This window comes from Rhodoferax sp. U2-2l (genome assembly GCF_020594515.1).
Lineage (GTDB): Bacteria > Pseudomonadota > Gammaproteobacteria > Burkholderiales > Burkholderiaceae_C > Rhodoferax.
Map to the genome: position 1 here is coordinate 196,731 of NZ_JAJCTH010000002.1, position 23,051 is coordinate 219,781.

At 62.6% G+C, this 23,051-nt stretch carries 18 protein-coding genes; 12 read left to right on the forward strand and 6 right to left on the reverse strand.

The features are described 5' to 3' along the window. The first annotated feature begins 25 nt into the window (after positions 1-25). The 4 genes from LHU53_RS02530 to LHU53_RS02545 all read left to right on the forward strand — a co-directional run bounded on the left by LHU53_RS02530 (position 26) and on the right by LHU53_RS02545 (position 5,093). Positions 26-394: a hypothetical protein gene (locus LHU53_RS02530; protein WP_227330508.1), complete on the forward strand. Its 369-nt coding sequence runs from the start codon at positions 26-28 to the stop codon at positions 392-394. A gap of 77 nt (positions 395-471) precedes the next feature. Then, complete coding sequence (locus LHU53_RS02535) at positions 472-2,325, forward strand: hypothetical protein (RefSeq protein WP_227330509.1); 1,854 nt, start codon at positions 472-474, stop codon at positions 2,323-2,325. Positions 2,326-2,677: 352 nt separating this feature from the next. Beyond that, on the forward strand, positions 2,678-3,544 hold the full coding sequence (imuA, locus tag LHU53_RS02540) for a translesion DNA synthesis-associated protein ImuA (RefSeq protein ID WP_227330510.1): 867 nt from the start codon (positions 2,678-2,680) through the stop codon (positions 3,542-3,544). Beyond that, on the forward strand, positions 3,513-5,093 hold the full coding sequence (locus LHU53_RS02545) for a DNA polymerase Y family protein (RefSeq protein WP_227330511.1): 1,581 nt from the start codon (positions 3,513-3,515) through the stop codon (positions 5,091-5,093). The genes imuA and LHU53_RS02545 overlap by 32 nt, the downstream gene beginning before the upstream one ends. A 164-nt stretch (positions 5,094-5,257) precedes the next feature. On the opposite strand, the gene xylB is transcribed toward LHU53_RS02545, so the two are convergent. Further along, the gene (gene xylB, locus LHU53_RS02550; protein ID WP_227330512.1) at positions 5,258-6,703 is read right to left on the reverse strand and encodes a xylulokinase; all 1,446 of its coding nucleotides are present in this window, start codon (positions 6,701-6,703) and stop codon (positions 5,258-5,260) included. Between the two features lie 3 nt (positions 6,704-6,706). Beyond that, a complete protein-coding gene (locus tag LHU53_RS02555; protein ID WP_227330513.1) occupies positions 6,707-7,885 on the reverse strand; it encodes an ROK family transcriptional regulator in 1,179 nt (392 codons plus the stop codon). Between the two features lie 440 nt (positions 7,886-8,325). On the opposite strand from LHU53_RS02555, the gene xylA reads away from it, so the two are divergent. The 5 genes from xylA to LHU53_RS02580 all read left to right on the forward strand — a co-directional run bounded on the left by xylA (position 8,326) and on the right by LHU53_RS02580 (position 17,234). Continuing rightward, on the forward strand, positions 8,326-9,639 hold the full coding sequence (xylA, locus tag LHU53_RS02560) for a xylose isomerase (protein WP_227330514.1): 1,314 nt from the start codon (positions 8,326-8,328) through the stop codon (positions 9,637-9,639). Between the two features lie 87 nt (positions 9,640-9,726). Then, positions 9,727-10,863, forward strand: coding sequence for a sugar-binding protein (locus tag LHU53_RS02565; protein WP_227330515.1), 1,137 nt, complete (start codon positions 9,727-9,729; stop codon positions 10,861-10,863). A 209-nt stretch (positions 10,864-11,072) separates the two neighbouring features. Further along, positions 11,073-12,590 (forward strand): sugar ABC transporter ATP-binding protein, encoded by a 1,518-nt coding sequence (locus LHU53_RS02570; RefSeq protein WP_227330516.1) that lies wholly within the window; start codon positions 11,073-11,075, stop codon positions 12,588-12,590. A 53-nt stretch (positions 12,591-12,643) separates the two neighbouring features. Beyond that, positions 12,644-13,792: a multiple monosaccharide ABC transporter permease gene (gene mmsB, locus LHU53_RS02575; RefSeq protein WP_227330517.1), complete on the forward strand. Its 1,149-nt coding sequence runs from the start codon at positions 12,644-12,646 to the stop codon at positions 13,790-13,792. A gap of 160 nt (positions 13,793-13,952) precedes the next feature. Further along, the gene (locus LHU53_RS02580; protein WP_227330518.1) at positions 13,953-17,234 is read left to right on the forward strand and encodes an error-prone DNA polymerase; all 3,282 of its coding nucleotides are present in this window, start codon (positions 13,953-13,955) and stop codon (positions 17,232-17,234) included. A gap of 48 nt (positions 17,235-17,282) precedes the next feature. On the opposite strand, the gene LHU53_RS02585 is transcribed toward LHU53_RS02580, so the two are convergent. Next, positions 17,283-17,873 (reverse strand): lysophospholipid acyltransferase family protein, encoded by a 591-nt coding sequence (locus LHU53_RS02585; RefSeq protein WP_227330519.1) that lies wholly within the window; start codon positions 17,871-17,873, stop codon positions 17,283-17,285. Positions 17,874-18,089: 216 nt separating this feature from the next. Beyond that, entirely contained in the window at positions 18,090-19,271 is a 1,182-nt protein-coding gene (metK, locus tag LHU53_RS02590; protein ID WP_227330520.1) for a methionine adenosyltransferase, read from the reverse strand. A 194-nt stretch (positions 19,272-19,465) separates the two neighbouring features. On the opposite strand from metK, the gene LHU53_RS02595 reads away from it, so the two are divergent. Together LHU53_RS02595 and LHU53_RS02600 are read left to right on the forward strand one after the other, a co-directional pair. Further along, positions 19,466-20,317: a lysophospholipid acyltransferase family protein gene (locus tag LHU53_RS02595; RefSeq protein ID WP_227330521.1), complete on the forward strand. Its 852-nt coding sequence runs from the start codon at positions 19,466-19,468 to the stop codon at positions 20,315-20,317. A gap of 24 nt (positions 20,318-20,341) precedes the next feature. Further along, positions 20,342-21,217: a lipid A biosynthesis acyltransferase gene (locus tag LHU53_RS02600; protein ID WP_370632203.1), complete on the forward strand. Its 876-nt coding sequence runs from the start codon at positions 20,342-20,344 to the stop codon at positions 21,215-21,217. 55 nt (positions 21,218-21,272) lie between these two features. On the opposite strand, the gene yihA is transcribed toward LHU53_RS02600, so the two are convergent. After that, complete coding sequence (gene yihA, locus LHU53_RS02605) at positions 21,273-22,016, reverse strand: ribosome biogenesis GTP-binding protein YihA/YsxC (protein WP_227330522.1); 744 nt, start codon at positions 22,014-22,016, stop codon at positions 21,273-21,275. Positions 22,017-22,089: 73 nt separating this feature from the next. On the opposite strand from yihA, the gene LHU53_RS02610 reads away from it, so the two are divergent. Next, entirely contained in the window at positions 22,090-22,713 is a 624-nt protein-coding gene (locus tag LHU53_RS02610; RefSeq protein ID WP_227330523.1) for a c-type cytochrome, read from the forward strand. A 105-nt stretch (positions 22,714-22,818) separates the two neighbouring features. Here the strand turns inward: LHU53_RS02610 and LHU53_RS02615 are convergent, their stop codons facing one another. Continuing rightward, positions 22,819-23,049 (reverse strand): lipoprotein, encoded by a 231-nt coding sequence (locus LHU53_RS02615; protein WP_227330524.1) that lies wholly within the window; start codon positions 23,047-23,049, stop codon positions 22,819-22,821. Positions 23,050-23,051 lie beyond the last annotated feature (2 nt).

The following is a 23,051-nucleotide window of genomic DNA, read 5'->3' on the forward strand; positions in this document are numbered from 1 at the left end:
TTGGAAACGGAATAAGGAGCTGGCTGTGAACCCCATGATCCCGGTGATATGTCTGCTGACGGCGTCGATGGGTTTGGGCTTGTGGATGGGGCGGCAGTTTCTGCGCCGGGTCAGCAGCAACCCGATCCATATCGGGTTTCATCTGCTGCTGGGTGTGGCCGGGTTGGAGGCGGTGGTGATGCTGATGCGCATCACCCCGGATGCTGTGGCTGACAGCGCCGGGCCGTCCGGCAAAGCCGCTGCCCTGGTGCTGGCGCTGGCGGTGATCACCGGGTTTGCGACATCGGTGGTGGCCAGGCGCTGGTCGCGTCAGAGCGGGGGCATGGTGCTGGCTACCCACACCGTTTTCGGTACGCTGGGTTTTGTGATGTTTTTGGCCTGGGCCTTCATGTGACAGGCAGGGCATCCCGGACTTGACCAGCCCGCCATGAACGCCGTTTATAGTCTTGTACACATCAACAAGGAGCAAACATGGCTGACACAGCACATCAATGGCGGTTTTTCCGTGCCGGTGGGTTTGACCAGGTGCAGCTGGACACCGCTGCCGATCTGCTGGCGCTGGGTGAGTTGGACCAAAAACTCTGGGTGGCCCTGTCGTGCCCGGTCAAGGGCATCGAGTTTGATGCGCGCAGCCTGCAGTTCATCGACAGCGACAACGACGGCCATGTGCGCGCGCCTGAGCTGCTGGGGGCCATCGCCTGGGCCAACAGCCGCCTGACCAGCCCCGATGTGCTGGTGCAAAAGTGCGACGGCGTGCCCATCGCCCTGATCCGTGACGATGACGAAACGGGCCAACTGATCAAAACCGCCGCCCTGGCGCTGGCCAAAGAACTGGGCAAGACCGAAGCCGACACCCTGACGGTGGCCGAGGCCAGCGCCGCGCAGGTCAGCCACGCCGCCCGCGCCCTGGCCGCCTGGGAGGCCGCCGGTGTGGACGCGCTGCCGCTGGCGGAGGCCACCGCCGCCGCCCACGTGCTGGTGAATGAGCTGGACGCCAAGGTGCAAGACTTTTTCACCCGCTGCCAGCTGGCCGCCTTTGACGAGCGCGCTGGGGGTGTGCTCAACGCCTCGGAAGACGCCCTGAAGGCACTGGCCCCCACCACCTTGCAGCCAGCCAGCCAGGCCATCAGCGATTTGCCTTTGTCGCATGTGACGGCAGACGCCACGCTGACGCTCTCAAGCGGCCTCAACCCGGCCTGGGCACCCCGCATGGCCATCCTGCGTGACACCGTGCTCACCCCGTTGCTGGGTGCGCAAGACGTGCTCACCGCCGCAGATTGGCAAACCATCAAGGACAAACTGGCCACTTACACCACCTGGCTGGCGGCCAAGCCCGACCCCTCGACCGAGGGCGACGGTGTGCGTGACCTGGAAAAACTCGCCCGCTACGTGCGCGACCTGCAGCCGCTGGCCAACAACTTTGTGGCTTTCCGCGACTTTTACACCCGCCAGGGCAAGGGCACCTTCCAGATCGGCACGCTGTACCTGGACGGCCGCTCGTGTGAGTTGGTGGTGGCGGTGAACGACGCCGCCAAACACGCCGCATTGGCAGGCCTGTCACGCGTTTGCCTGGTGTATTGCGACTGCGTCTGTGGGGCCGACAAGCTCAGCATCGCCGCAGCCTTCACCGCGGGTGATTCGGACCAGCTCATGGTCGGGCGCAACGGCGTGTTTTACGACCGCCAGGGCCGCGACTGGGACGCCACCATCACCAAAATCATCGACCAGCCGATCAGCCTGCGCCAGGCGTTTTGGTCACCCTACAAGCAGGTGTCCAAGCTGGTGGGTGCCCAGTTGCAAAAGATGGCGGCCAGCAAGGCCGCCGCCTCGGGTGACAAACTCGCCCAGTCAGCCACCGGGGCCACACAAAGTGCCGTGGCGGGGGCGCCACCTGCGCCGCCGCCACCGTTTGACGTGGGCAAGTTCGCCGGTATTTTTGCCGCCATCGGCCTGGCGCTGGGGGCCATTGGCACCATGGTGGTGTCGGTCATGAGCGGGTTGTTGGCACTGGCCTGGTGGCAGATTCCGCTGGTGGTGGTGGGGCTGATGCTGATCATCTCGCTGCCTGCGGTGGTGCTGGCCTGGTTCAAGCTGCGCAGCCGCAACCTGGGCCCGATCCTGGATGCCAATGGTTGGGCCATCAACGCGCGGGCGCGCATCAACATCCCGTTTGGCACCTCGCTCACGCAAGTGGCGCAGTTGCCCGCCAACGCCCAGCGCACGCTGCGCGACCCGTATGCCGACAAACCCGCCACCTGGCCCTATGTGCTGCTGATGCTGGCGGTGGCAGCTGTTGTGTTTTTCTACCTGCGCCAAGGCATTTGAGCCCGCGAGCCACAGCGCCCGGAACGATCAAAGACGGCTGTCCCTTCAGGCAGCATGCCGCAGTCGTTGCGGGCTGCAGGCGGCTCTCAAGTCGATCGGTTGATTTCCAGAGCTATTTTTGAGCGAATTTCGGGAAAATTTCGAGCGATTGGCGGCCCCGGCCCGATGACTTCGCTGTCATGGCCAGCTGAATCGGCTGTCATGGCGGGCTTGACCCGCCATCCATGCCTCCCGCGCCAAGGCGCCTGAGTCCGCGCCGGGTTGAGATGTACGTGCGCCCGGCCGACTTGCGTGGCGTTGGTATCTCGTTAAAATACTGGTTATTCATACAGTATTTAACGATTTGTCCACCATGGCTTCCCGCTCTGCCACCCACCTGCTGGAGACCTTCGGCGACGCCATCTGGTGTGCCGATGCGCTGGCCACGGCTGCCAGTGCCGAAGGCGCGGCACTGCCCAGCGGCCACGCTGCGCTGGACCAGCACCTGCCCGGTGGTGGCTGGCCGGTGGGTGCCTTGTGTGACATTTTGCAGCCCCCCGGCCAGCACCACGAGTGGCGTCTGCTGCTGCCCGCGCTGCGCACACTGACCCAGACCGTGGTGCTGGTGGCGCCACCCCATGCACCGTTTGGCCCCGGGTTGGCGGCCCAGGGGCTGGCCCTGCCGCAGCTGCTGTGGGTCAAAGCCGACGCACTGGCCCAGCGGCTGTGGGCGGCAGAGCAGGCTTTGCGCTGTGCCGGGGTGGCGGCGTTGCTGGTTTGGCTGCCGCAGGTGCGCACTGACCATTTGCGGCGGCTGCATCTGGCAGCGCTTGCCCACGGCAAGTTGCTGTTTGCCCTGCGGCCAGCCAGCGCGCAGCACGAGTCCTCACCCGCAGTGTTGCGTTTGCTGGTGAGCACGGGCGCCGGGGAGGGCGTTGCGCCGCGCCAAACGGAGCGCTCTGTCAGCACGGCGCCCGCTGCCGGTGTTGACGACGGCTTGACGCTGCACATCCTGAAACGCCGCGGCCCGCCACTGGCCAGCCCGTTCACGCTGAACGCCCGCCCTGCGGCACTGAGCGTCCTGCTGGCGGTGAGTGCGCCACAGTCGGCCAGCGTCGCACCCGATCAAACCGGAAAGGCGCTGGCAGATGACCGCTTGCCGTCGTCTGGTACCAACATGCTGGTTTTCCAAACTATGGAGTTGAGCCATGCACTGGATCGCCTTGCTGCCGCAGCCTGAGGCAGGGGTGCTGCAGCGGCGCGGTGGCGGCCCTCTGCACCCGTTCGCCGATGCGTTGGGTGGTGGTGCGGTCGGTGGCGCTGCGCCATCCAGCCAACACGGGCCCGCCACGGCCGATGAGGCCGGCCTCACCGACCCGCTCACGGCCCTGGGTTGGTGGGCGTTGCAGTTCACACCCAAGGTGTCACTGCAGCAAAGCGCGGTGCTGCTGGAGGTGTCTGCCAGCGCCCGGCTGTGGGGTGGTCAGGACGCCCTTTTGCGCCATATTGACAGCGCCAACAAGCCTTTGATGTCGATCCGCTATGGGCATGGGCGTACCTCTTTGATAGCGATGGCGCGAGCCCTCACAGCGTCTCAACCGCCCACCCCGCCCGATGATTTGCCCTTGAGCAGCTTGCTGGCGGCGCAGCCGCATCTGGACACGCTGGCGCGGCTGGGCTGCACCCGCTGGGGGCAGCTGCGGGCGTTGCCGCGTGCGGGGGTGGCGCGGCGTTTTGGTGCAGCGCTGGTGGATGCGCTGGATCAGGCCTACGGCAGTCGCCCGGATGTCTACCCCTGGCTGACCCTGCCTGCGGTGTTTGAGGCTGCGCTTGAGCTGCCCAGCCCGGTGGAAAGTGCCGCCGCCCTGCTGTTTGGCGCGCGCCGCCTGCTGGCGCAATTGCAGGTGTGGCTGCAATTGCGCCAGTTGGGGGTGCTGGCGGTGGCGCTGGGTTGGGTGATGGATGCCCGCCGCCACACCGCCACACAGGGTGAACTGGTGTTGCGCACGGCCCAGGCCAGTGCGGACATCAACCACCTGCAGCGCCTGTTGGCCGAGCGGCTGGGCCAAGTGACGTTGGCGGCGCCAGCCCTGTCGCTGCGTTTGCGGTCGCTGGAAACCCAGCCACGCCAAGGCGCTAGCGCCAGTCTGTTGCTGAACGACCAGCCTCAGGGTGATAGTCTGGCGCATCTGCTGGAGCGCCTGAGCGCCCGGCTGGGTGCCAGCAACGTGCTGCGCCTGCAGCCGCAGGCAGACCACCGGCCCGAGCAGATGCAGGTCTGGCGGGCGGCTGTGGCAGGCCCCAGGCGGGTTCAGAAAGGGGCTGCTGAACCTAGCGCTGTGAGCGCCTTGCCTTTCAAGGCTGGTGGTCAAAAAAGCAGCAAGACCGCGGACGCCCTGCATCAGCCGTTCACCGGCTGGGCCAGCGCCCTGTACCCCACCTGGCTGCTGGCTGAACCGCTGCCACTGGCCGTGCACCAGGCGCAGCCGCACTACCAAGGCCCACTGACCTTGCTGGCCGGGCCGCAGCGGCTGGAGGCGGGGTGGTGGTCTGCCGGGCAGGCGGGCAGTGCGCTGCTTGTTAACGCGGCCAGCGTGCAACGCGTCGGCAAGGGGCTGGCTGATGGCGCTGGCCCGGCCCGGCCAACCCGCAGCCCCGCTGCCTTGCGCGACTACTTTGTGGCGCGCACCCCTGGCGCGGTGCTGCTGTGGATTTACCGTGAACGGCTGGCGGGTGCCGATCCGGTGCAGGCGTCAGCTGCGTGGTATCTGCAGGGGGTGTTTGCTTGAGAGCTGGCCTGAGCCGGCAAGCGGCATCGCTCTTACCAAACAATGCTCGCATGTCAACTGTCATGCTTTCCCCGGGACGCGTTCTGCCTGAATTCAGGGTAGCAAGCCAGCCTTTGCTGCGCGAGGGCTGGCTTCTCTGGCCACCAAGTTTGGGGTCTTGACGGTCACCTGGCGTACAAGGCCCTGAACTGCGCATAACGCGGCATCAACACCGCTTGTTCAGCGGGGTCAGGAATGTAGAGCGTTTCCACAGCGGGTGTCAGGCACACGGCCTGTGGGTCGGCACCGGTGGCCAGCCAGCCCAGGCGCGCGGCACCCAGGGCGCCGCCCACGGTGGAGCTGGCGTGGGTGACGATCTCGATGTTGAGGAGGGACGCCAGTTGTTGCGCCCACATGGCGCTGCGCGAGCCGCCGCCCACCAGCGACAGGCGTTGCACCGTGCTGCCAGCGGCCTTGAGGGCGGCCAGGCCGTCGTTCAGGCCGAAGCTCACCCCTTCGATCACCGAATACCCCAGCCGGGCAGCGTCGGTCTCGAAGTTCAGGCCATGGAAACTGCCACGCACATGGGCGTCGTTGTGCGGTGTGCGTTCACCGGCCAGGTAGGGCAAAAACAGCGGTGAGGCGGCGCGCTCGGCCAGCGTCAGCGCGGCGGCCTGGTGGGCCAGCGCGCCTTCGTTGGCCACGCCCAGCAAGTGGGTGACCCACTGCAGGGCGCTCGCGGCCGACAACATCACACTCATCTGGTGCCATTGCCCCGGCATCGCGTGGCAGAACGCATGGGTGGCGCTGGCTGCGTTGGGCTGGTAAGACGGGGTCACCACAAACAACACGCCGCTGGTGCCCAATGACAAAAAGCCTTGCCCGGCCTGGACGGCCCCCATGCCGACCGCGCTGGCGGCGTTGTCGCCCGCGCCACCGGCCACTAACACGTTTTTGGACAGACCCAGCAGCTGGGCGACCTCGTTTGTGAGGGTGCCGCTGGCCTGGCTGCCTTCCACCAGGCGCGGCATATGTGACTGCGTGAAGCCGGTGAGGGCCAGCAGTTTGTCAGACCAGGCACGTTGTTGCACATCCAGCCAGAGGGTGCCGCTGGCGTCGGACATGTCGGTGACGTAGTCGCCGGTCAGCATCAGGCGCACGTAATCCTTGGGCAACAGCACCTTGGCGACCTGTTGGAACACCTCGGGTTCATGGTTTGCCACCCAGCGCAATTTGGGGGCGGTGAAGCCGGGCATGGCCAGGCTGCCGCCGAGTTGGGCGAGCTCCGGCAACTCGGCCATCATCTCCACACACTCTTGGGCGCACCGGGTGTCGTTCCACAAAATGGCGGGCCGCAAAACACGGTCCTGCGCGTCCAGCAACACCGCGCCATGCATCTGACCCGACAGGCCGATGGCCGACACGGCGGCGTATTCAGCGGGATGGGTTTGGCGCAGTTCGGCCAGCGCGGCCTGGGTGGCGGTCCACCAGTCGTGCGGGTTTTGCTCACTGTGGCCCGGGTGCGGGCGCGACACGCTGAGCACTGAGCCTGCCGAGCCGATGACGCGGTGGGCGGTGTCAAGCAGCACGGCCTTGACTTCTGATGTGCCGATATCGATACCGAGAAACATGGACTACTCTCCTGGAGGTTGCGATGAGACGTTGAGGTCAGAGGCGACCGAGACCGGGTTGATGGCGTACGCCGTGGGTGTGTGCAATGGCCGCAGCTGGCGGTGCAACACCAGCGCCGCCGCGCCCACGGCTGAGGCCAGCAAGCCATAACGCGCCGCCCGCACCGGCGGCGCCGGCATGCGGGCGCTGTCGGCGTAGGTTTTGAGGGTGACCTCGGCCCGGGTGATCAGGCCCGGGTATTTGTCACACGAGGGGCCGCCCACAATCAACACACTGGGGTCAAACGTGGTCCAGAGGTTGGCCAGCACCACGCCCAGGTACTTGCCGCCGCTGACGGGGTCGGCGAGTCTCGCCAGGGCGCGTGCGCCAAAAAAGGTTTCGGCACAGCCGCGGCGACCGCAAGAACACAAGGGGCCGTCGATTTGCAGGATGCCGTGTCCGATTTCGCCTGCCCCCCCGTATTGGCCGGTGAACAAGCGGTCGTTGAGCACAATGCCCGCGCCGACCCCGATGTCGCAGGTGACAAAAATCAGCGAGTCACTCACCGGGCCTTCGACAAATTCATATTCACTCAAGGCGGCGGTGTCGGCCTCGTTTTGCACATACACCGGCATTGGCGGCAAGTGAACCTGGGCCATGGCTTGCGTGAAGAGCGGCAGAAAGTCCACGTTCCACCAGCCCAGGTTGGAGGCGAAATGCACTTTGCCGGTGGTCTCATCAAACGCACCCGGCAGCCCCACGCCCAGGCCGGTCAGCTGCAGACCCCATGACAGCAACAGGTCATGCGCGCGGGCCACCAGGCTGGCAATCTGTTGGCACACCTGGGCTGGCTGCTGGTCAAGCATCGGCTCTTCGCTTGACCAGAGAATTTTGCCAACCAGGCTGACGCAGGCCACCCGCAGTTTGTCCACTGCCACCTCAACCCCTACCAGGGCGCGCGTGCGGCCATCGATCTGCAGCGGGGTGGAGGGGCGCCCGGCGCCCTTGGCGTTGACGGTGTCGCTCTCGGTCAGCCAGGCTTCATCAATGAGCTCACGCACCAGTGCGCTGACGGTGGACTTGGTCAGCCCGCTTTCTTGCGCCAGTTGTGCCCGTGACAAGCCCGGCTGCACGCGCAGCAGTCGCAACAGCACGCTGCGATTGATCCGTTTGACGAGGGTTTGATCGCCGGTGGTTTTCATGAACCACCTGCTGCAACGTGAGGCTGCAAGAGCGGGGCGACAGATGTTTGCGGGTTCCTGTTGAACCAATTAGTTGTCATGATGAACTATTTTCTTCGTATCGGTCATTTTAGATGGCAGGGTTTACCCTGAAATCCCAAAATTTAGCTTGGTCAAACGCTGAATATCGGTTTAATGTTTCTGGCGTGGGGCGGTGTGTGAAAAATGGGTGAATTCTTGCCCGAGGTGATGCGGGTGCTGGGTCGGGAGCGCTTGTGTCAACAGCTGGTCATCAGGGTTTACCCCTATATTTATCATGGGTCAAAAAAATAGAATTAATTCACCATTCGAACTAAAACCGAATGATGCGGCTATTTTTGAAAGATAGGCGCCCTGGTGAAAAAATGGCCCGGCACCACCTCACGGCGTCGGCCCAATGGTCAAATTTCTGGAGAACTGACTTGGCAACCTATTTCAAAGACATTGCACCGATTCGTTTTGAAGGTGCAGACAGCAAGAACCCGCTGGCGTTTCGCCACTACAACCCCGAGCAGATGGTGCTGGGCAAAACCATGAAGGAGCAGCTGCGCTTTGCTGTGTGTTACTGGCACAGCTTCTGCTCAACCGGCTCCGACCCGTTTGGTGGCAGCACGTTCGAGCGCACTTGGTTTGAAGGCGCTTCCCCGCTGCAGCTGGCCGAGAAAAAAGCCGAAGAGTCGTTTGACTTTTTCAGCAAGCTGGGCGCACCGTACTACTGCTTCCACGACCGCGATGTGGCGCCCGAGGGCGACACCCCGCGGGAAAGCCGCAACAACTTCCTGCACATGGTCGACAAGCTGGCGCAGCACCAGGAGCGCACCGGCATGAAATTGCTCTGGGGTACGGCCAATCTGTTCAGCCACCGGCGTTTCATGGCGGGCGCGGCGACCAACCCCAACCCTGAAGTGTTTGCCATGTCAGCCGCCCAGGTGCGCGACGCGATGAACGCCACGCTCCAGCTGGGGGGCGAAAACTACGTGTTGTGGGGTGGCCGTGAAGGCTACGAGACCTTGCTCAACACCCATATGGCGCATGAGTTTGACCAGATGGCCCGTTTTCTGAACATGGTGGTCGAGCACAAACACAAGATTGGTTTCAAAGGCGCCATCCTGATCGAGCCCAAACCCCGTGAACCGTCCAAACACCAGTACGACTTTGACACCGCCACGGTGTATGGCCTGCTGGTTCGCGCCGGTCTGGAGAAAGAAGTGCAGGTCAACATCGAAGCCAACCATGCCACGCTGGCTGGCCACAGCTTCGAGCATGAAGTGGCCACCGCGCTGGCGCTGGGCATTTTTGGCAGCCTGGACATGAACCGCGGTGACCCGCAGTTGGGCTGGGACACCGACCAGTTCCCCAACAACGTGCCCGATCTGGCGCAAACGCTCTACCTCATCATGCAGGCTGGCGGCTTCAAGACCGGCGGCTGCAACTTCGACGCCAAGGTGCGCCGTCAGTCGCTGGACCCGGCGGACCTGTTTTATGGCCACATCGGCGGCATGGACGTGTGTGCCCGGGCGCTGCTGGCGGCCGAGAAAATGATTCAGGACGGCCAGTTGGCCGAGGTGGTGGCCAAGCGTTACGCCGGTTGGAGCCAGCCCTGGGCGCAAGACGTGCTGGCGGGTAAGACCAGCCTGGATGCCTTGGCCGACCAGGTGTTGCAGGACAACCGCGATGTGTTGCCGGTCTCCGGCCAGCAAGAGTACCTGGAAAACTGGGTCAACCGATTCGTTTGACGCGTGCTGTGTTCTTCGGTGACTGTGCCAAATGCTGGCTGGTCCGGGATGTGAGGATGGGCTAAATTTTTTTAACAGGAGATTCAAATGAGACGAAGTGTTTTCACCTTGACCTTGATCGCTGCTGCCTTGGGCCTGAGTGCCTGCGGCAAAAAGGAAGAGGCCCCTGTGGCCGCTCCGGCAGCGCCCGCGGCGGCTCCGGCGCCCGCGATCCTGGTGGGTTTGGCCATCCCCGAGACGCACGTTGAGCGTTGGGTGGGTGACGCCGAGTACATGAAAAAAGACCTGGAAGCCATGGGCTACAAGGTGGATGTGGCCTTTGCCGATGCGGATCAGTCCAAGCAAAACAAGCAGATTGAAGACATGGTCACCAAAGGTGCCAAGGCCATTGTGGTCGGCTCGGTGACGGAAGCGGCCGCCCAGGCCGTCGAGTCCGCCAAAGCCGCTGGCGTCCCGGTCATCTCTTATGACCGTCTGATCACGGGCACCGATGCCTATGATTACTACCTGACCTTCGACAATTTCAAGGTCGGTCAATTGCAAGGTGAGGCCATCAAGGCTGCCTTGGCGCTCGACACGGCCAAGGGCAAAAACATCACCTTGTTTGCTGGTTCACCCACTGACAACAATGCGCGTTTCTTCTTTGACGGCGCGATGGATGTCCTCAAACCCTATGTGACCAGCGGCGCCCTGAAGATTTGCGGGCCGGCGCCCACCAACTCAGCGGACGACACCTGGTCCAAGATCACCACCGAAGGCTGGGCGGCAGACAAGGCCAAGGCACGCATGGAAACCCTGCTCTCAGGCGCCTGCAAAGCGGTCAAGCTTGATGCCGTGCTGGCACCCAACGACACGCTGGCGCGCTCGATCATTGGCGCCCTGGAACAAGATGGCAAGTACAAGACCCTGCCGATCATCACCGGCCAGGACGGCGAATTGTTGTCAGCCAAGTGGATCATGGAAGGCAAACAGACCATGACCGTGTTCAAGGACACCCGTGTGCTGGCCAAGGGGACGGCCGAAGCCGTGGACAGCATCATCAAGGGAACCGCACCCGCGCTGACCGTGAAGGCCCGTACCGACACCACCACTTACAACACGGGTAAGAAAGTCGTGACCTCGTTCCTGCTGGAACCCGTGGCCGTGACCAAAGACAACCTGACCAAAGAGCTGATTGACAGCGGCTTCTACACCGCCGACGCGGTGGCCAAGGGCACCAAATAGGCCTTGAGCCGGTGAACGTGAAAGAGCGGCTGTGTCATGGTGGGCCGTGGCCCGCCATGACGGCGTTCTTTCATGTTTTGTGGTGACTTCCTGCGGCCCAGGATGACAACGGGTGATGCGTTTGTGAAGAAGATCGTTTGACAGGGGCCAGCGACGGGTGAACGTGCGTTGCACCTGCCTGTCATCGGCTTGACCCAACAAAGACAACCATGGACAAGATCTTAGACATCAAAGGCATGCGCAAAACCTTCGGGCCGGTGGTGGCGCTGGATTGTGTGGACATGCAGGTGACACGGGCCAAGATCCACTTCATCGTGGGTGAAAACGGCGCTGGCAAATCGACCATGATGAAGGTTCTCAGCGGCGTGTACCCGTACGGGAGCTACGAGGGCCAGGTCATCTACGAGGGTAAGGAATGCAAGTTCAAAACCCTCAAGGAAAGTGAAAACGAAGGCATTGTCATCATCCACCAGGAGCTGGCACTGTCACCTTATCTGTCCATTTACGAGAACCTGTTCCTCGGCAACGAGCGCAAAAAAGGGTTTCTGATCGATTGGGAGCAAACCTACATCGACGCCAAGGCGGTGATGGAAAAGGTGGGTGTGCACGAGGACTTGGCCACACCCGTCAACAAACTCTCGGTGGCCAAGCAGCAGTTGCTGGAAATTGGCAAAGCGCTGTCCAAAAACGCCAAGCTGCTGATCCTGGACGAGCCAACCTCCTCCTTGAACGAAGACGACAGCAGCAATTTGCTGAAACTGCTCTTGAGCCTGAAAGAGCAGGGTGTGACGATCATCATGATCTCCCACAAGCTCAACGAAGTGATGGCGATTGCCGATGAAATCACCATCATCCGCGACGGCCAGACGGTGGAGCGGGTGGATTTGGCAACCCACAAGGTGGACATCAACTACATCGTGAAATGTATGGTCGGGCGGGAGCTGACCTCCATGTACCCGGCCCGTGTGCCGCAGATTGGTGAACCCCTGCTCAAGCTGACCAACCTCACGGTCAAACACGCCGTGTTCAGTGACCGCGTCATCATCAACAATGCCTCGATGGAAGTGCGCCGGGGCGAGATTGTGGGCCTGGCGGGTCTGGTGGGATCGGGGCGCACCGAGCTGATGCTGACCGTTTTTGGCCGCTCCCTGAGTCCGAATGTGGAAGGTGAGATCTGGTTTGACGGGCAGGTGGTGGCGTTCAAGAGCGCCAAGGAAGCCATCGCCCACCAGATGATTTATGTCTCGGAAGACCGCAAGGATCTGGGCTTGATCCTGATCCAGACCATCAAGAACAACAGCACCTATTCGTCGCTGCCGCGCTTGTCCAAGTTCAGCCTGATCGACAAATACAAAGAAATTGAAGAGAGTGAAAAATACCGCACCGCGCTGCGCATCAAAACCCCCAACATCGACCAGATTGTGGGTAACCTGAGCGGCGGCAACCAGCAAAAAGTGGTGCTGGCCAGGTGCCTGATGGCGCAGCCCAAGCTGCTGATCATCGACGAGCCCACCCGTGGCATTGATGTGGGCGCCAAAAACGAAATCTACAAAATCATGAATGACTTTGTGGCCAAGGGCAACAGCATCATCATGATTTCATCGGAGTTGCCGGAAGTGCTGGGCATGACCGACCGCGTCTATGTGATGGACAAAGGCCGCATCAAGGGGGAACTCAAAACCTCTGAAGCCAGCCAGGAAGCCATCATGAAACTGGCGGTGGCTTAAACCCATCGGTGACTCGTCAGGCGCCCATAAAAATCATTCAAGCGAAACCCATCATGTTCAAAATCATCAAACATAACCAGAAACATTTCTCGATGTACATGGTTTTGCTGCTCATCTTCACGGCCTTCGGGTTCATGACAGATTTTGTCAACTTCACCCCGCGCAACATCACCAATCTGGTGATCCAGAACAGCTACATCCTGGTGCTGGCCATCGGCATGGTGCTGGTCATCATCACCGGCAAGATCGATTTGTCGGTGGGGGCCACGGTGGCCTTCACCGGGGCCATGGCAGCCATCGTCTACAACGCCACCAACGGCAGCATGCTGCTGTCGCTGGCCGCCTGTATGTTGGCGGGGGCAGCGATCGGCGCCTTTCAGGGGTATTGGGTGGCCTACCTGAAGGTTCCCGCGTTCATTGTCACGCTGGCAGGCATGCTGGGCTTTCGCGGCTTGACCTATGTGCTCACCAGCATCAAGCCGGTGGGTCTGATGGATGACAACTTCAAAAAAGTGGCCAGCGGCTTCATTGAGCCAAGCTTCATGGACGGCAAAGTGCTGGCCCTGGTGGTGGGGGTGGTGTTCCTGCTGATCATGGTGGTGATGGATATCCAGAACCGCCGAACCCGCTCGCGGCTGGGTTTTGAGGTGCTGCCGATGTCGCTGTTCATCGTCAAGAACGTCTTCATCAGCGCCATCATCTTCTGGCTGTTTTACAAGTTCTCGCTGGACCGTGGCATTCCGAATGTGATCGTCATCATCGGTTTGCTGGTGATTGCCTTCACCTTCATGATGAACAACACCGTGTTTGGCCGCAGCATTTATGCGATTGGGGGCAACGCCAAGTCGGCCAAACTCTCGGGCATCAACGCCGAGCGGGTCGAGTTTTATGTGTTTGTCATCATGGGGGTCATGGCCGCCATTTCCGGCATGATCTTCACCGCCTACATGAATCAGGCCATGCCGCAGGCGGGCAACATGTTTGAGCTGGACGCCATCTCTTCCGTGTTCATTGGTGGCGCCAGCGCCACCGGCGGTGTGGGCACCATCATCGGCTCGGTCATTGGTGGCCTGGTGATGGGCGTGATCAACAACGGCATGTCGCTCATGAACATGGGGGCCGAATACCAGCTGGTGGTCAAGGCCATGGTCTTGCTGCTGGCGGTCTGGTACGACCTGCAAAACAACAAGAAGTCGGCTTGACCAAGGCCCGTGCGCCGTCTGGCGTCACAAAAGGTGGCAGACGTGAACAGGGTGCCGGTTGGTGCGCCATGCGCACCAGGTTGTGACTGGTTTTGCGCAACAGGCTGATCCAAACAGCCTCACAATACTGTTTTTATAACCAGTATTGTGAGGCTGTTTTGTGTTGACCCCGCCACCCAACTGCGACTACGCCGAGCTGCATTGCCGCAGCAACTTCAGTTTTGGCGTGGGCGCATCTCAGCCCGAAGAGCTGGTGCAACGTGCCCACGCGCTGGGTTATGCGGCGCTGGCCATCACCGACGACTGCTCGGTCGCAGGGCTGGTGCGGGCGCATACCGAGGCCAAAAAACTCGGGTTAAAACTGCTGCCAGGGGCAGAATTTGCCGTGCCTTGGGGGGGCTTGCAGCGGGCTGATCCGCTGACCTTTTGCCTCCTCGCCTTGCCACGCGACCTGGCCGCCTGGGGTGATCTGTGTGAGTTCATCACACTGGCCCGGCGCAGCGCGCCCAAGGGCCAATACCACGTGACCTGGCCGGACCCGGGTTGGGCCAGCTTGCAGGGCTGCGAGGTGATTCTGGTGTTGCCAACGGCGATGCCTTGGGAGGCTGCGCATGCTGTGTGCCGCAGCGCCAGCGGCTTGTTTGGCAACCATCTCTGGCTGGGCGTCCCGCAGCTGCTGCACGCGCAAGATGCGTTGACGCTGCACAAGCTCACCCAGCTCTCGCAGCATACGGCCATCCCGCTGGTGGCCACGGGCGGGGTGCTGATGCATGTGCGGTCGCGCAAACCGCTGCAGGATGTGTTGACCGCCGTGCGCCTGGGGCGGCCCGTGGCCGCGTGCGGCCTGGCGCTGCAGCCCAATGCCGAGGCGCACCTGCGGTCCCGTGCACGTCTGGCGCAAATTTACCCGCCCGGCTTGCTGGAAAACACGCTCACCGTCGCGTCGCGCTGCCACTTCAGCCTGGACGAACTGCGTTACCAATACCCGCAGGAGGCGGTGTTACCCGGTCAGACACCGGCGCAAACGCTGCGCCATGTCACCCTGGAAGGTGCGGCGCGGCGCTACCCGCAGGGTGTGCCCGATGCCGTGGGTGAGCAGCTGGACCATGAGCTGGCGCTGATCGCCGAGCTGGCTTACGAGATGTATTTCTTGACCGTGTACGACATCGTGGCTTTTGCCCGGCGCCGGGGCATTTTGTGCCAGGGCAGGGGGTCGGCGGCCAATTCGGCGGTGTGTTATTGCCTGGGCATCACCGAGGTCGACCCGTCGCGCATGAGCCTGTTGTTTGAACGCTTCATCAGCCGCGAGCGCGACGAACCGCCTGATATCGATGTGGACTTTGAGCACCAGAGGCGAGAAGAAGTCATCCAGTACATCTACGCCAAATATGGCCGCGACCGCGCCGCACTCACCGCGGTGGCCATCAGCTACCGCCCGCGCAGCGCCTTGCGGGATGTGGGGCGCGCGCTGGGCATTGACGAGGCGCTGATCACCGCCATGGCCAAAGAGCACCCCGGCATGTACAGCCGCGAGCTGCTGGCAGGGCGCTTGCAGGCCGCGCTGGCGCGCTTGGGGGGCGACTTTGTGCCACCGCACCCAACGCTGCTGGCGCAGTGGCTGGACTTGAGCCGCCAGCTGCTGGGGTTCACCCGGCACCTGAGCCAGCACCCCGGCGGCTTTGTGCTCACGCGCGGGCCGCTCACCCGCTTGGTGCCGGTGGAAAACGCCGCCATGCCCGAGCGCAGCATCATCCAGTGGGACAAGGACGATCTGGACGCGCTGGGCCTCTTGAAGGTGGACGTGCTGGCCCTGGGCATGCTCAGCGCCATCCGCCGCTGCCTGGATTTGGTCAGTGCCTGGCGCGGTAGACGCCTGGAGATGCAGGACATTCCAGCAGACGACCCCGACACCTTTGACATGATCTGCGCCGCCGACACCGTGGGGGTGTTTCAGATCGAGAGCCGGGCGCAGATGAGCATGCTGCCGCGATTGAGGCCGCGCTGTTTTTACGACCTGGTGGTGGAAGTGGCCATCGTGCGCCCCGGGCCGATCCAGGGCGGCATGGTGCATCCTTACTTGAAAGCACGCGCTTGCCCCGAGGCGGTCAGTTACGCCAGCCCGGCGTTGCAAGAGGCGTTGCAGCGCACGCTGGGTGTGCCGATTTTCCAAGAGCAGGTGATGCAGGTGGCCATGGCCGCTGCCGACTTCAGCCCGGGCGAGGCGGATGAGCTGCGCCGTTCCATGGCGGCCTGGAAGCGCAAGGGTGGCGTACATAAACACCACGACCGGCTGGTGGGCGGCATGCTGAAAAACGGCTACACGGCCGAGTTTGCCGAACAGCTGTTCAAGCAGATCGAGGGGTTTGGCGAATATGGTTTTCCCGAGAGCCACGCCGCCAGCTTTGCCCTGCTGGTGTGGGTGAGCTGCTGGCTCAAGCGCCACGAGCCCGCCTGTTTTCTGGCGGCACTGCTCAACAGCCAGCCGATGGGTTTTTACGGCCCGTCGCAACTGGTGCAGGATGCCCAGCGCCATGGGGTCACGGTGTTGCCGGTGGACGTGGCGCACAGCGATTGGGATTGCACGCTGGAGATGGGGCCTGGCGTACAGCCAGCTTTTCAGGATGCCATGGCGGACCTGGGGAGTCCGGGGCAGTTGGCCGTCATCCCGGACTTGATCCGGGATCCATGGAGGGCGGATCAGGTCCGCCATGGCAGGCCGGGCCACCCCGCCGTGCGCCTGGGCCTGCGTCTGATCAGCGGCCTGAGCGAATCCGCCGCCCAGCGCATCGTTGCCGCCCGGCAGCAACGCCCGTTCACCAGCACCGAAGACCTGGCCCTGCGCGCCGCACTGGATGCGGGCGACCTGAAAGCCCTGGCCAGTGCGGACGCCCTGCACCGGCTGAGCGGCCACCGCCGCCAGCAAGTGTGGGACGCCAGCGCCTCGCACCGTGCGCCCGAACTGCTGCAAGAAGCCCGATTCAACGAAGACGCGCTGCCGTTTCCCGCGGCCGCAGAAGGCGAGGAGGTGCGCTTTGACTACGCCGCACTGGGGCTCACCTTACGCGCTCATCCTTTGTCACTGCTTCGGGAGAAGCTATCAAAACTCAAGTTATCCAACGCGGCCCAACTGCGTGCGCAACCCCACGGCAGGCTGGTGCGCGCCTGCGGCTTGGTCACCCTGCGGCAAAGCCCCGGCACCGCCCGGGGCGTGACCTTTGTTACGCTGGAGGATGAAACCGGCACGGTCAACGTGATCGTCTGGAAAGCCCTGAAAGAGCGCCAGCGCAGCGAACTGCTGCATGCCCAGCTGCTGGCCGTGCACGGCACCTGGCAGCGCGACGACGCCAGTGGCGGCCAGGTCTGTCACGTGGTGGCTGGCTTTCTGCGAGACCTGACGCCGCTGCTGGGTGAGCTGGCCACCACCAGCCGGGATTTTCATTGAACCCAGCCCACACACCTCTGCAGCCTGGCAGCAGCGCAGGTTGACGGTTTAGCCTGCCTCGAACTGTTCCGAGTTTTTGCCTTTGAACGGCGCGTAAAACGCTTTGATGGTGCGCATGTCGGCTTCCAGATCACCGGTGGGGTAAAACACCGGGCCCAGCCCGCTGATCTTGCGGGTGTAGTCCATGTAGGCCATCACGATGGGCACCTGAGCCGTTTGGGCGATGTGATAGAAGCCGGTTTTCCAGTAACGGACTTTGCTGCGTGTGCCCTCGGGCGGCACGATGAGTTGCAGTGCACCCGAGGCTTGCGTGATGGCGCTGGCCGAAGCGGCCACCAAGTTGTTGGATTTGGAGCGGTCCACGGCGATGCCGCCCAGCCAACGCATCAGACGGCCAAACGGAAAGCGAAAGATGCTGGCCTTGCCCATCCAATGGACGTTCAGGCGCAGCACAAAAGCCACCATCAGCGTGTAGGGCAGATCCCAGTTGCTGGTGTGGGGTGCGGCGATGAACACACTGCGACTAGCCTCGGGTGGCAGGCTGCCCAGCACTTTCCAGCCCGCCAACCTGAGGTAGGCCACCGACAGCCAGCGAAACAGCGCGTTGACGATGGGGGTGGTAAAGATGGTGCGCTGCATGTTGATTCCCAAGGCAGCAGGGCCACCTTGACGCAAAAAAGATGACTGTCATGGCGGGCCACGACCCGCCATTCAGGGCCGCTGGGCCATGGATCCCGGGTCAAGTCCGGGATGACACGTCCCCGCGTTCAGTTTCAGATAAGAGCCCGGCGGCGTCACGCAGCAGGTCGGCTTGGTACCTGCGGTGCCAAGCGACCCAGGCTGACGCCTTTGGGCTCAGAGCCCCGCTGCCTGACGCAGCGCATCCGCTTTGTCGGTGCGCTCCCAGGTGAACTCGGGCTCTTCGCGGCCGAAGTGGCCGTAAGAAGCGGTCTTTTCGTAGATCGGGCGCAGCAAATCGAGCATCTGCACGATGCCTTTGGGGCGCAGATCAAAGTGCAGGTTCACCAGCGCGGCGATCTGCTCATCCGGGATCACGCCGGTGCCTTCGGTGTAGACGGTCACATTCATCGGCTTGGCCACACCAATGGCGTAGGCCACCTGCACCTGGCACTGGCGCGCCAGCCCGGCTGCCACCACGTTTTTGGCCACATAACGTGCCGCGTAGGCGGCCGAGCGGTCCACCTTGCTGGGGTCTTTGCCGCTGAAGGCGCCGCCGCCGTGCGGGCAGGCGCCGCCGTAGGTGTCCACAATGATCTTGCGCCCGGTCAGGCCGCAGTCACCTTGCGGACCACCGATCACAAACCGACCGGTGGGGTTGATCAGGTACTTGGTATCAGCGGTCAGCCATTCCTTGGGCAACACCGGCTTGATGATTTCTTCGCGAATGGCTTCGTAAAAAGCGTCCGTCATCTTGTGGCCCAGACTCATTTCAGGGCTGTGCTGGCTGGAGAGCACCACGGTGTCGATGCTGTGCGGCTTGCCGTCCACGTAACGCATGGTCACCTGGCTCTTGGCATCGGGACGCAGAAACGGCAGGCGACCGTCCTTGCGCAGCTGCGCCTGGCGCTCCACCAGGCGGTGCGCGTAATAAATCGGCGCAGGCATCAGCTCAGGGGTTTCGTTGCAGGCGTAACCAAACATCAGGCCCTGGTCGCCCGCGCCGGTGTTCAGATGATCATCCGAGGCGTGGTCCACACCCTGGGCGATGTCGTTGCTTTGTTTGTCGTAAGCCACCAGCACCGCACAGCCTTTGTAATCAATGCCGTACTCGGTGTTGTCGTAACCAATGCGTTTGATGGTGTCACGTGCCACTTGGATGTAGTCGACATGCGCGTTGGTGGTGATCTCGCCGGCCAGCACCACCAGACCGGTGTTGGTCAGGGTTTCAGCGGCCACACGGCTGCGCGGGTCTTGTTTGAAGATCGCATCCAGAATGGCGTCGGAAATCTGGTCCGCCACCTTGTCGGGGTGGCCTTCAGAAACAGATTCAGACGTGAAGAGAAAGTCGTTCGCCATAGAAAAAAGCTCCTAAGTAAAAGTTAACAACCCTTTCGCGTTGCTTTTGGCTTTGGGAGCTTCCGGCGAACGCTTTAGCAGATTTGTCAATGTTTTGACAAGGCACAATGGCGACCCGAGTGGGGTGGCTGCTTGTGTGTGTCGCCCTGCAAGTAGTTCCGTAACTCAGCGACGTCGATAGTTTATCCCACGCCATGCCCGTTTTTTTCAAGTTTCTGTCCGCGTTGCCGCTGGGCCTGCTGCATGGGCTGGGCTGGGTTCTGGGCTGGGTGGTGTGGCTGGCGTCTGGCGTGTACCGGCGCCGGTTTCTGGCCAATGCCCATCAGGCCGGGCTGCCAGCCCAGGCCTGGCTCGGGGCTGTGGGGCAGAGTGGCCAACTGGTCACTGAGCTGCCTCGGCTGTGGCTGGGTCGGGCGGTGCCCGTGCAATGGACCGGGGCCGAACATGTGGCGCAGGCGCTGGCGCAGCGCCGTGGCATTGTTTTTTTGACGCCGCATCTGGGCTGCTTTGAAATTTGCGCACAGGCTTATGCGCAACGATTTGGCCAGGACGCCCAGCCGATCACCGTGTTGTTCAGACCGCCGCGGCAAGCCTGGCTGCGCAAGCTTGTGGGGGCGGCGCGCCAACGCTCCGGGCTGCTCACGGCGCCCACCACCTTGTCAGGGGTCAAACAGATGATCAAGGCGCTCAAGCGTGGTGAATCGGTGGGTCTGTTGCCCGATCAGGTGCCACCGCTGGGCATGGGGGTGATGGCGCCTTTTTTTGGCCGTGACGCCTACACCATGACGCTGTCGGTGCGGCTGGTGCAGCAGACCGGTGCGGCGGTGCTGCTGGCCTGGGGCGAGCGTCTGGGCGGGGGGCGGGGTTACCGGGTGCATGTGCAGCCGATGGCGGCGGCGTTGCCTGCGGACGTGACAGCTGCCGCCGCCGCCGTGAACCAGGCCATGCAAGACCTGATCCTGCAGTGCCCCGGCCAGTATTTGTGGGGTTATGCCCGTTACAAAAATCCGCGCGATGCCGCGCACACTGACCATGCCACCGTTTGACGTGATCCCCATGGAGCTACCGCCGTGCTGAGTCGTTTTAGCCTGCTGTTGATGCGCGCCATGGCCTATTTGCCGCTAGGTTGGGTACGTGCGTTCGGCGCTGTGCTGGGCTGGTTGTTGTATGTGGTGGTGGTGCCGCGCAGGCGGGTGGTGCGCACCAATCTGCGATTGTGTTTCCCCCAGTTGTCCGAGGCTGACATTCGCTGGCGCACCCGCCGCGTGTTTGTCCATTTCGCCCAGGCCTGGCTGGATCGGGGTTGGTTGTGGCATGGCGCACCCGAGGTCGTGCGTCAGCGTCTGGCCTTGTGCGGCGCCGTGCATGAGTTGGAGGGGCCCGACCCGGTGGTGATTTTTGCGCCGCATTTTGTCGGTCTGGATGCGGGCTGGACGGCCCTGACCCAGCAGTTGCCGCGCCACTTCACCACCATCTACACCGACCAGGCGAACAAGGTGATGGATGCCTGGATCCTGGCGGGGCGCCAGCGTTTTGGCTCCGGGCGGCTGTTCGGCCGCGCCGACGGTGTCAAAACCATCGTGGCGGCGCTGCGCGCGGGTGACCCGTTGTACCTGTTGCCCGACATGAACTTCGGTGTTCAAGAGTCGGTGTTTGTACCCTTTTACGGTGTGAGCACCGCCACCGTGCCCAGCCTGTCGCGATTTGCCCGGCTCGGGCGTGCCAAGGTGGTGTCGGTGGTCACCCGGCTGACGCCGCAAGGTTACGCGGTCGAGGTGATGCCTGCCTGGTCAGACTTTCCAACAGATGACCTGCTGGCAGACACCGCGCGCATGAATGCCACCTTGCAGACCTATATCGACAGCATGCCGGACCAATACTACTGGGTGCACAAACGTTTCAAGGATCGCCCGTCGGGCGAGGCCGACGTTTACCGGTCCATGTAGCCGGTGAGCCCGGCGCCCTCGATCCCATCGCGCTTGAGGGCGATGGTGTCTGATATCAGGCAGGTGATGCTGGCGGCGCCAGGGGCGACGTCGTGGCCGGGCCGCTGGCCGTGTCAGGATGGGCCCATTGCCACAACAACGTGGCCACGTCCTCAATGCCCTGGCGTTTTGTGGCCGAGAACAGCCGCACTTCGCCGCCACCGGCCTGCAGTTTCATGATCGACAGGGCCTTGGTCTGCTCGGAGCGGGTCAACTTGTCGGCCTTGGTCAGCACCACCAGAAACTTCAGCCCCTCTGCTACCCGAGGCCGCACCACGTCCAGCAAAATTTCATCGAGTTCGGTCAGGCCGTGGCGCGGGTCGCACATGAGCACGATAGCCTTGAGGTTTTCGCGCGTCACCAGGTAATTGGCCATCACCTGCTGCCAGCGGATCTTGTCCTGTTTGGGCACCGCCGCGTAGCCGTAGCCGGGCAAATCGGCCAGTACCGCATCCGTCACGCCTTGTTTGCCCAGCGAAAACAGGTTGATGTGTTGGGTGCGCCCGGGTTTCTTGGAGGCAAACGCCAGCTGCTTTTGCTGCGTCAGGGTGTTGATGCAGGTGGATTTGCCGGCGTTGGAGCGGCCCACAAAAGCGATTTCAGGCACGCTCAGGGGCGGCAAAAAGTGCAGCTGGGGCGCGGTGGTGAGGAACTTGGCGGTGTGCAACCAGCCCAAGGCTTCTTGCGACGTGATGGGGGGACGAAGAGGGGGCGGGAGGCTGCCCTGCGCAACGTGGGCTGGGCTGGATGGAGTGGTCATGCGGTCAGTTTGGTGGAATCGCCCCATTGTAGAATCACATGGATTTTTATCTTTTGACTTGACCGGAAACACCATGAAGCTTATCTCCACCATTTGGATCGCTGTGTCGCTGACTGTTTCGTCTGTCGCCAGCTTTGCGGCAGACGCTGCTGCGGCCAAACCCGACCTGGCCAAAGGCGAAGCAAGTTTTGCAGCAGTGTGTGCTGCATGCCATGGACCAGACGGCAATTCGCTGATTCCTGATTACCCCAAACTGGCCCAACAACACCCGGAGTACCTGGTCAAGCAATTGCAGGAATTCAAGAGCGGCAAGCGCCAAAACGCCATCATGCTGGGATTCTCGTCGATGTTGGGCGACGAAGATATGCGCAATATTGCTTACTGGGTGACGACCAAAAAATCCGCCCCAGGCACAGCCGCTGATCAGGACCTGATCGCCCAGGGCAAACGCATTTACCTCGGTGGCGTGATGGAGCGCAATATTCCCGCCTGCGCTGGTTGCCATGGCCCGACCGGTGCCGGTATCCCTGCCCAGTACCCGCGTCTGATTGGCCAGCAAGTCAACTATGTGGTGACCCAGTTGACCACGTTCCGTAGCGGTGAGCGCAACAACAATCTCCAGATGACCGGCGTGGCGGTCAAACTCAACGACCGCGAAATCAAGGCCGTCGCTGAATACGTTGCCAGCCTGAAGTGAGTGTGGTTGGGGCGCTGATCAGAACCAGCCCCCATCAAGATCGGCCCCGATTGGGGCCTTTTTTTCGTCCCTGTGCAACGTGACTCAACGTGGCCCGGGTCTGTGTCAGCGCGCGGCCGGGGGCTGACTGGCTGCCTGGGCTGGCGCTGGCGTGGCTTGGGCGCCAGGCGCTGTTGTCCTCAGTGACCCGGGCATCAACGATTCGGGCAGCGTCGCCCGGTGCACACCCGCCGGGGGTGTGGGAAGATAGAGTGGCCCGGTCTGGCCGCAGGCCGCCAGGGTGACCGCCACAGCGGCAAGGGCCAAAGGGCGTGCCCGGTTTTTTTTGAACAACATGA

Bases quoted from the DNA above. Each gene is read 5' to 3' on its own strand.
- LHU53_RS02535 (WP_227330509.1), top strand. From the start codon at position 472: ATGGCTGACACAGCACATCAATGGCGGTTTTTCCGTGCCGGTGGGTTT.
- imuA (WP_227330510.1), top strand. From the start codon at position 2,678: ATGGCTTCCCGCTCTGCCACCCACCTGCTGGAGACCTTCGGCGACGCC.
- LHU53_RS02545 (WP_227330511.1), top strand. From the start codon at position 3,513: ATGCACTGGATCGCCTTGCTGCCGCAGCCTGAGGCAGGGGTGCTGCAG.
- xylB (WP_227330512.1), bottom strand. From the start codon at position 6,703: ATGTTTCTCGGTATCGATATCGGCACATCAGAAGTCAAGGCCGTGCTG.
- LHU53_RS02555 (WP_227330513.1), bottom strand. From the start codon at position 7,885: ATGAAAACCACCGGCGATCAAACCCTCGTCAAACGGATCAATCGCAGC.
- LHU53_RS02565 (WP_227330515.1), top strand. From the start codon at position 9,727: ATGAGACGAAGTGTTTTCACCTTGACCTTGATCGCTGCTGCCTTGGGC.
- LHU53_RS02570 (WP_227330516.1), top strand. From the start codon at position 11,073: ATGGACAAGATCTTAGACATCAAAGGCATGCGCAAAACCTTCGGGCCG.
- mmsB (WP_227330517.1), top strand. From the start codon at position 12,644: ATGTTCAAAATCATCAAACATAACCAGAAACATTTCTCGATGTACATG.
- LHU53_RS02585 (WP_227330519.1), bottom strand. From the start codon at position 17,873: ATGCAGCGCACCATCTTTACCACCCCCATCGTCAACGCGCTGTTTCGC.
- metK (WP_227330520.1), bottom strand. From the start codon at position 19,271: ATGGCGAACGACTTTCTCTTCACGTCTGAATCTGTTTCTGAAGGCCAC.
- LHU53_RS02595 (WP_227330521.1), top strand. From the start codon at position 19,466: ATGCCCGTTTTTTTCAAGTTTCTGTCCGCGTTGCCGCTGGGCCTGCTG.
- yihA (WP_227330522.1), bottom strand. From the start codon at position 22,016: ATGACCACTCCATCCAGCCCAGCCCACGTTGCGCAGGGCAGCCTCCCG.
- LHU53_RS02610 (WP_227330523.1), top strand. From the start codon at position 22,090: ATGAAGCTTATCTCCACCATTTGGATCGCTGTGTCGCTGACTGTTTCG.
- LHU53_RS02615 (WP_227330524.1), bottom strand. From the start codon at position 23,049: ATGTTGTTCAAAAAAAACCGGGCACGCCCTTTGGCCCTTGCCGCTGTG.